Origin of the sequence: Virgibacillus alimentarius (assembly GCF_000709085.1) — a bacterium.
GTDB classification, from domain to species: domain Bacteria; phylum Bacillota; class Bacilli; order Bacillales; family Amphibacillaceae; genus Virgibacillus_B; species Virgibacillus_B alimentarius.
In genome coordinates, this window is record NZ_JFBD01000038.1 from 1 (window position 1) to 8,408 (window position 8,408).

Sequence of the window (8,408 nt, forward strand, 5' to 3'; positions counted from 1 at the left end):
AAGAACATAATCTCGATATGCGATTAGTTGAGGCAGAATATACATTTGATCGAAATAAGGTTATTTTTTATTTTACAGCAGATGGTCGTGTTGATTTTCGTAACTTAGTTAAAAATCTGGCAGCCTTATTTAAGACGCGTATTGAACTGCGTCAGATAGGGGTTCGCGATGAGGCGAAAATGCTTGGTGGGATTGGACCATGTGGTAGAATGCTATGCTGTTCTACCTTTTTGGGGGATTTTGAGCCTGTTTCTATTAAAATGGCAAAGGATCAAAATCTATCGCTTAATCCAGCAAAAATATCTGGTTTATGTGGCCGCTTAATGTGTTGCTTGAAATATGAAAATGATGATTATGAAAAAGCAAAACGTGAATTGCCTGATATCGGGGAAAGCATTAAAGTCCCATTTGGAGATGGAAAAGTAGTAGGCCTAAACATTCTTGAAAAACTCGTGCAAATCGAAATTCCAGACAAAGAACGGGTAATTGAATACACACTGGATGAATTAATCGATGAAGGAATTATTTCAGCACAAGCCACAGAATAGTGGGGTGTAAATAGCGTGAATAAAAGGCAAATCTTTGATCAGGTATCAGATATGGAAAAACAAATAGGCGAGTTATATGAGCAATTAGGTGATTTAAAAGGAAAGCTAGCAGAGATGTTGGAGGAAAATCATCGCCTTGCTATGGAGAACCATCATTTACGCAATCGTCTAGATAGCAATATAGAACAAGAGGAAAGCAGTAAGCAAAAAAAGAAAGCCGAGGTACCAGGTGAAGGGTACGACAACTTGGCTAGAATATACGAAGAGGGATTTCATATATGTAATATTCATTTTGGGAGTCCCAGACAAGATGAGGATTGTTTATTCTGTCTTGAATTTTTAAATAAAGCTAAATAAAATGATGGTGAGCTGTTTCAATGTCTTTCATAGGACAAGGGAACAGCTTTTCTTCCATTTGGTAATGCATAAGAAAGGATTCGACTATGGTACAGTTATTTGATGATGAACGTTTGGATTATTTATTAGCAGATGAGAGCATGCAAATTATTCAAAGTCCTTCTGCTTTTTCCTTTTCGCTTGATGCTGTTTTATTAGCTCATTTTACATATGTTCCTATTAAAAAAGGAAAGATACTTGATTTATGTTCGGGAAATGGAGTTATTCCGCTTTTGTTATCAAAAAGATCATATGCTCAGATAACCGGTGTTGAAATCCAGCAGCGTTTATTTGATATGGCACAAAGAAGTGTACGACTTAATCAGTTAGAAGGACAAATAAAAATGATTCACGGTGATTTAAGATATATGCAGCCTGAACTTGGGCAGAGCAGTTATGATGTAGTAACATGTAATCCCCCCTATTTCCCAACACCATCAAAAACAGAGCATAATAAAAATGAATATTTAACGATAGCCAGACATGAGGTCTTCTGTACGTTAGAAGAAGTTGTAAAGGCATGTAAACTTTATGTGCGTCCAGGAGGTAAAGTAGCGATGGTACATAGACCAGGCAGACTTATTGATATTTTAACGTTATTTCGTGCTTATAAACTCGAACCAAAGCGAATGCAGCTTGTCTACCCTAAAAAAGGGAAAGAAGCAAATATGTTATTAGTGGAAGGGATTCGGGATGGAAAAGCGAATTTAAGTCTTTTGCCACCACTCATCATTTATAATGAAGATAATACGTATACAAAAGAAGCTGAGGATATTATTTATGGAAAATGAGAAACATATTGTTTATATTTTAAAGTGTAAAGATAATACATTATATACTGGCTATACAAATCATTTAGAAAACCGACTGAAAATGCATACGGAAGGAAAAGGTGCCAAGTATACACGCGGGCGAGGGCCATTCCAAGTAATGTTTATAGAAAAATTCCCAACAAAAGAAGAAGCAATGCAAAATGAATACAAAATAAAAAAGCTTTCTCGTCAGGAAAAACTTCAATTAATTGAGGACAAGGTGAAAGAGTGATAAATCATGCAGATACAAAAAAGCTTTGATACACAGAACGTAGAAGGGACTTTATATGTTGTACCAACTCCAATTGGAAATCTGGAGGATATTACATATAGAGCATTAAAGACACTCCGGACAGTTGCGGTTATCGCGGCAGAAGATACGAGGAATACAAAAAATTTACTGCGCCATTTTGAAATTAAAACTTCGTTAATCAGCTACCATGAACATAACAAGAATGAGCGAAATAAACAATTACTGAATCGATTGAAGCAGGGAGAGTCAATTGCAATTGTAAGTGATGCTGGTATGCCGGCTATTTCTGATCCTGGTTTTGAATTAGTGCAAGCAACTATAGAAGCAAATCATTCTGTTGTAGTCTTACCTGGGGCAAGTGCTGCCCTATGTGCATTAGTTGGCTCAGGATTACCAACCACTGAATTTTTATTCTATGGTTTTTTACCCAGAAAGAAAAAACAAAAAGAGAAAGAATTGCAACGACTGAAATTTTTACCAGCTACATTGCTTTTTTACGAATCACCATACCGTTTAAAGGGGACATTAAATGTTCTTTATCATCAGTTTGGTAACCGACAATTGGCTGTTGCGCGCGAATTAACGAAAAAATTTGAAGAATATAGTCGTGGTACACTGGAAGAAGTGATAAGTTGGGCTGATAAACAAGAACTTAAAGGTGAATTTTGTCTCGTTGTAGAGGGGTGCAATAATGAGGAGGAACAAGTAGAAGTTTTATGGTGGGGTCATTTGTCCGTAAAAGCTCATGTAGAAGAATACATGGAAAGCGATAATATTTCCAGTAAGGAAGCGATTAAAAAGGTTGCTACTGATCGAAATATAGGGAAACGTGAGGTATACAAAATATATCATATTGAATAAAGTAAAAGGGATTAACGTGGTTTTCCAAGCGTTGATCCCCCTTTAGTATTTTAAAATTTTCACATCGTATTGATCTATTGAAGAAGTTTTCTTCAAAAACTAACGCTCTATTTTTTGTTGCAGTTTTTTTATTTCTTTTACTAAATTTTCTGCTCCCTCAGGACTAAGTACTAGTTTGCCATTAGCTAAAGTCATGTTGTTTTCAGAGGTATTTCCCGTAATTTGACAAGTCATGTTTGGTGTGTATTTCTTTAAAATAATTCTGTCATGATCCACATATATTTCCATTGCATCTTTTTCGTGGATATCAAGTGTACGACGTAATTCCATTGGAATGACGACTCGACCTAATTCGTCAACTTTCCGTACAATTCCAGTCGATTTAATATTTATCTCCCCCTCAAAAGATTAAGGTGGGAATAGACCCACCTTTACCAATTTTAATAGAAATATTCGACATAAGCTTATGACATATAGTACCAACGTTTGATATATGTGTCAATGCCTTTTATTAAATATTAAAACAAATTAGAAAATTGTTTGTCACCCAGTTTAGGTAGAAAAGGAAACGAATATGGCAATGCTATGTACCGGTAATTTAATGATTATTAACCGTACATGATAAGATAATGGAAATCTTATGCTAAAATAGCTACAATAGAATTAGCTTTTATTTGTTAGGTATGTCATTGGAAGCGGAAAGAGGAGGTAAAACATGTCAGACGAAAGAAACACATTTTATATTACCACCCCTATTTATTATCCAAGTGGTAATTTACATATTGGACACGCATACTCTACCATTGCTGGGGATGCCATTGCCAGGTATAAACGTATGCGTGGTTTTGATGTTTATTATCTGACCGGAACAGATGAGCATGGTCAGAAAATACAACGAAAGGCAACAGAAAAAGGCGTAAGTCCGCAAGAATATGTCGATAATATGATTATTGGCATTCAGGACCTATGGAAAAAATTAGAAATATCTAATGATGATTTTATACGGACAACAGAAGAACGTCATAAAAAAATAGTGCAGCAGATATTTGACCAATTTGTAAAACAAGGTGATATTTATTTAGATCAGTATGAGGGATGGTACTGTACATCTTGCGAATCATTTTTTACAGAAAGACAATTAGATGATGGGCATTGCCCAGATTGCGGCGGCCCGGTTGAAAAGGTAAAAGAAGAATCATATTTCTTTAAAATGAGTAAATACGTGGATCAGCTTATTCAGTATTATGACGAAAATCCAGAATTTATCCAACCGGAAAGCCGAAAAAATGAAATGCTTAATAACTTTATCAAACCAGGTCTAGAGGATTTAGCAGTGTCTAGGACAACTTTTGACTGGGGCATTAAAATACCGGGAGATCCTAAACATGTCATTTATGTTTGGATTGATGCATTAAGTAATTACATTACAGCACTAGGCTATGGATCTGATAATGATGAGAAATTCAAAAAATACTGGCCAGCGGATGTTCACTTAATGAGTAAGGAAATTGTGCGTTTCCATACCATTTATTGGCCAATTATGTTAATGGCATTAGACCTGCCACTACCTAAAAAAATATTTGCACATGGCTGGATTTTAATGAAAGATGGAAAAATGTCCAAATCGAAAGGAAATGTTGTTGACCCAATTCAGCTGACAGATCGATATGGACTTGATGCATTGCGTTACTATTTATTGCGTGAAGTACCATTTGGGTCTGACGGTGTATTTACCCCGGAAGGTTTTGTGGAGCGGACAAATTATGATTTGGCAAATGATCTAGGTAATCTATTGAATCGTACGGTAGCAATGATTAAAAAATACTTTGATGGCGAAATTCCTGCTTATAAGGAAGCTGAAACAGATATTGATCAATCCCTTGAGACTTTTGCAAAAGAAACAGTCGGTAAGGTGGAAGAAGCGTTAGAAAATATGAAATTTTCTGTAGCACTCTCATCCCTGTGGCAATTGATCAGTCGAACGAATAAATATATTGACGAAACAGAGCCATGGATACTTGCAAAAGATGAAAGCAAGAAAGAGCGTTTAGGAAACGTGATGGCTCATCTGACTGAATCACTAAGAATTATTGGCGTAATGCTTCGTCCATTCTTAACGGAAACTCCGATAGAGATCTTCAGACAATTGGGTATCGAAGAGGATTCCCTCAAGGAATGGAATAGTATATACAAGCTTGGACAAATGAAAGTAGGGACGTGTGTACAGAAAGGAAAACCGATATTTCCGCGTTTGGATGTAGAAAAGGAAGTTCAAGCCATTAAAGATATGATGAAGAAGCCAGGACAGGAAAAACAAAAGAAATCGGAAGAAGAAAAACAATTAATCGATTATGAAGCCTTTATGAAGCTGGATATGCGTGTAGCCGAAATACTAGAGGCAGAGAAAATGAAAAAAGCAGATAAACTCATCAGACTGCAGCTTGATATTGGGGATGAAAAACGACAAGTAATCTCAGGAATTGCTGAGCACTACAAGCCGGAAGATCTAGTTGGCAAAAAGGTGATCTGTGTAACCAATTTAAAACCTGTCAAACTACGCGGCGCACGATCAGAAGGAATGATTCTGTCTGGTGAAGATGAAAATGGAAAACTGGTACTCACCACAGTGGAAGAATCACTGCCGAATGGATCTGTTGTAAAGTAAGGAGCGAGGATAGCGTGTTATTTGATACACATGTACATTTAAATGCAGACCAATTTAATGAAGATAAAGAGGAAGTTATCAACCGGGCATTTGATTCGGGAGTAAAGCATATGGTTGTTGTTGGTTTTGATCGCAAGACGATTCCACTAGCTCTTGAAATTGCTGAGCAGTATGAGACGATTTACGCTGCTGTAGGCTGGCATCCTGTTGACGCAATTGATATGACGGAAGAAGATTTAGCTTGGATAGAGTCTTTATCAGAACACCCTAAAGTTATCGCACTTGGTGAAATGGGTTTGGATTATCATTGGGATAAGTCGCCAAAAGATGTACAAAAGGAAGTGTTTCGTAGGCAGATCAGGCTTGCTAAAAAAGTGAATATGCCGATTATTATTCATAATCGGGAAGCAACTGAGGATATCATTGAAGTTTTAAGTGAAGAAAATGCCGGTGAGATTGGCGGCATTATGCATTGTTACAATGACTCAGCAGAATATGTGCAAACATTTCTTGACATGAACTTTTATATCTCACTTGGCGGGCCTGTCACATTTAAAAATGCCTCGCTACCTAAAGAGGTAGCAGTTCAAGTGCCGCTTAACCGTTTATTAATTGAAACAGATGCTCCATTTTTAGCACCGCATCCAAATCGTGGAAAAAGAAATGAACCTGCATACGTAAAATTAGTTGCAGAAAAGATCGCACAGTTAAGGGAAATGAGATTTGACGAGTTAGGAAAGATCACAACAGAAAATGCTTTTGAATTGTTTAATTTACACTAAAACGGCAGTTGTTTGCTGTTAACCTTTCGAAATAAAGAAATCGAATTGATGACTGCTGAGAATATTACGTTATAATAAATGCTCTTACCATGCTATGATGGTAAGAGCATTTTATTTTTGATCCGGAGGAGTAAATCGTGAAAATTAAAGAAGTAATTGTTGTGGAAGGTCGAGATGACACAGCTAAAGTCCTTCAAGCGGTAGACGCTGATACCATCGAAACAAATGGCTCAGCAATTAATCAATCTATTTTAAAACAAATACAACATGTAAAAGATAAACGTGGTGTTATTATTTTTACAGATCCGGACTATCCTGGAGAACGCATCCGCCGTATCATCGATGAGGCAATTCCGGGCTGTAAGCATGCTTTTTTACCGAGGGAAAAGGCAAGAGCAAAACATCCAAGAAATAATAGTTTAGGAATAGAACATGCACCAGTGGAAGCGATTAGACAGGCACTTTCAGGTGTGTATGAACGAATGGAAAATGAAGATAATGAGATTGATAAAAAGGATTTATTAGCTTATGGATTAATTGGAGGCGCTAATGCAAGCTCGCGAAGGAAGCGAATAGGTGAAATACTGCAAATCGGACATACAAATGGAAAACAGCTTCTCAAGCGGTTAACTATGTTTCAAATTACAAAACTGCAGTTTGAGCAAGCGGTAAGACAAATACTACAGGAGGAAGAGAATGAGGAATAAAAAGTATATTGCTACTCCTACTAGAACAAAGGAAATTCTCAATAAATATACCTTTTCTTTTAAAAAAAGCCTGGGACAAAACTTTTTAGTTGATGTTAATATTCTCGAAAATATTATTGCATGTGCTGGTATTAGTAAGAATTCCGGAGCTATTGAAATCGGACCGGGTATTGGGGCTTTAACAGAGCAATTAGCTGTTCATTCGGAAAAAGTGATTGCGTATGAAGTGGATCAGCGATTATTGCCTATTTTGGATGAAACACTTGTTGGTTATCCGAATACGCAGATTATTCATCAGGATATTTTGAAAGCAGATGTTAAAGCTGCAATCAGCAGCCATTTTCAGCCTGACCAGGATATTCATATTGTCGCTAATTTGCCTTATTATATTACGACGCCTATTCTTATGAAATTGTTGCGGGAGAAACTGCCTGTCTCAAGCATTACCGTGATGATTCAGAAAGAAGTTGCAGATCGTATGGCTGCTAAACCAAATACAAAAAACTATGGTTCCTTAAGTATTGCCGTACAATATTATACAAATGCTAAGGTTGCCATGCATGTTCCTAAGACAGTATTTATTCCACAGCCAAACGTTGACTCAGGGGTTTTAAAACTTACGATTCGAAAAGAGCCTCCTGTTCAAGTGGCTGATGAAGCATTTTTCTTTACAATCGTCCAGGCATGCTTTGCCCAGAGACGGAAAACATTACGTAATAACTTATCAAATTATTTTAAAGAGAGTTATCATAAAGAACAAATTAATGAAAGACTAGAAAAAGCTCAAATTGACGGTTCAAGACGTGGTGAATCACTTTCCATGCAGGAATTTGCAACCTTGGCCAATACATTTTGAAAGTAAAGAGATTGAGACATGTGTAGTGACTTTAATTTTATCAGAAGGTGTCCTTTTTGTTTACAAACAAGCATATTAAAGCCCTTTTCATATCTAGTTGACTGGAACGAAAGGCAGGCGGCTGACTCCCTCAGAGAAAGTTGATGTAACAACGTTTAGAGGTGTTTTAAGTTTCTAAAAAAATATTTTTTTGTTTAGTTCATCGGAATGCTTATCCATTGAATCCCATATTAGGAATAAAAAGGAAATAAAGGGTTCGCTTCGCGGTATTAGTTTGGTAAAAACTAACATTTACTCGATATTTGATGCACGTTCTATCTCTGCTCATTTATGAGGACGTACCCTCCCATGTCTCTTGGCGTCATGCGCTTACATTCCTTCGTTCGGTCTCATCATAAGGCAGAGGCCGGCATCAAGGCATATTATGAAAAAAAGCTCTTAGAAGGCAAACATTATAATGTGGTGTTAAGCCATGTAGCGAAGAAATTAATTAGAGTCATATTCCATTTCATGCGGACAGGCGAAATT

At 36.8% G+C, this 8,408-nt stretch carries 10 protein-coding genes and 1 pseudogene; 10 read left to right on the top strand and 1 reads right to left on the bottom strand.

Annotation, left to right across the window (positions count from 1 at the left end; genetic code table 11):
• The 5 genes from GZ63_RS0106665 to rsmI all read left to right on the top strand — a co-directional run.
• On the top strand, positions 1-548 hold a 548-nt coding region (locus GZ63_RS0106665; RefSeq protein WP_029268082.1), incomplete at its 5' end, for a PSP1 domain-containing protein.
• Between the two features lie 15 nt (positions 549-563).
• Positions 564-905 (top strand): DNA replication initiation control protein YabA, encoded by a 342-nt coding sequence (gene yabA / locus GZ63_RS0106670; RefSeq protein ID WP_029268084.1) that lies wholly within the window; start codon positions 564-566, stop codon positions 903-905.
• 86 nt (positions 906-991) lie between these two features.
• Positions 992-1,735 (top strand): tRNA1(Val) (adenine(37)-N6)-methyltransferase, encoded by a 744-nt coding sequence (locus GZ63_RS0106675; protein ID WP_029268086.1) that lies wholly within the window; start codon positions 992-994, stop codon positions 1,733-1,735.
• Positions 1,725-1,988: a GIY-YIG nuclease family protein gene (locus GZ63_RS0106680; RefSeq protein ID WP_029268088.1), complete on the top strand. Its 264-nt coding sequence runs from the start codon at positions 1,725-1,727 to the stop codon at positions 1,986-1,988. The genes GZ63_RS0106675 and GZ63_RS0106680 overlap by 11 nt, the downstream gene beginning before the upstream one ends.
• A gap of 6 nt (positions 1,989-1,994) precedes the next feature.
• Positions 1,995-2,870 (top strand): 16S rRNA (cytidine(1402)-2'-O)-methyltransferase, encoded by an 876-nt coding sequence (gene rsmI, locus GZ63_RS0106685; RefSeq protein ID WP_029268090.1) that lies wholly within the window; start codon positions 1,995-1,997, stop codon positions 2,868-2,870.
• A 99-nt stretch (positions 2,871-2,969) separates the two neighbouring features.
• On the opposite strand, the gene GZ63_RS0106690 is transcribed toward rsmI, so the two are convergent.
• A complete protein-coding gene (locus tag GZ63_RS0106690; protein WP_029268092.1) occupies positions 2,970-3,257 on the bottom strand; it encodes an AbrB/MazE/SpoVT family DNA-binding domain-containing protein in 288 nt (95 codons plus the stop codon).
• A 328-nt stretch (positions 3,258-3,585) separates the two neighbouring features.
• Between GZ63_RS0106690 and metG the strand changes: the two genes are divergently transcribed.
• The 5 genes and pseudogenes from metG to GZ63_RS18310 all read left to right on the top strand — a co-directional run.
• The gene (gene metG / locus GZ63_RS0106695; protein ID WP_029268094.1) at positions 3,586-5,535 is read left to right on the top strand and encodes a methionine--tRNA ligase; all 1,950 of its coding nucleotides are present in this window, start codon (positions 3,586-3,588) and stop codon (positions 5,533-5,535) included.
• Between the two features lie 14 nt (positions 5,536-5,549).
• Positions 5,550-6,317 (top strand): TatD family hydrolase, encoded by a 768-nt coding sequence (locus tag GZ63_RS0106700; protein WP_029268096.1) that lies wholly within the window; start codon positions 5,550-5,552, stop codon positions 6,315-6,317.
• 137 nt (positions 6,318-6,454) lie between these two features.
• A complete protein-coding gene (gene rnmV / locus GZ63_RS0106705) occupies positions 6,455-7,024 on the top strand; it encodes a ribonuclease M5 (protein WP_029268098.1) in 570 nt (189 codons plus the stop codon).
• Positions 7,014-7,880, top strand: coding sequence for a 16S rRNA (adenine(1518)-N(6)/adenine(1519)-N(6))-dimethyltransferase RsmA (gene rsmA / locus GZ63_RS0106710; RefSeq protein ID WP_029268100.1), 867 nt, complete (start codon positions 7,014-7,016; stop codon positions 7,878-7,880). Before rnmV ends, rsmA begins: the two co-directional genes overlap by 11 nt.
• Positions 7,881-8,228: 348 nt before the next feature.
• Positions 8,229-8,408 (top strand): annotated as a pseudogene (locus GZ63_RS18310) (hypothetical protein); the annotation flags it as partial.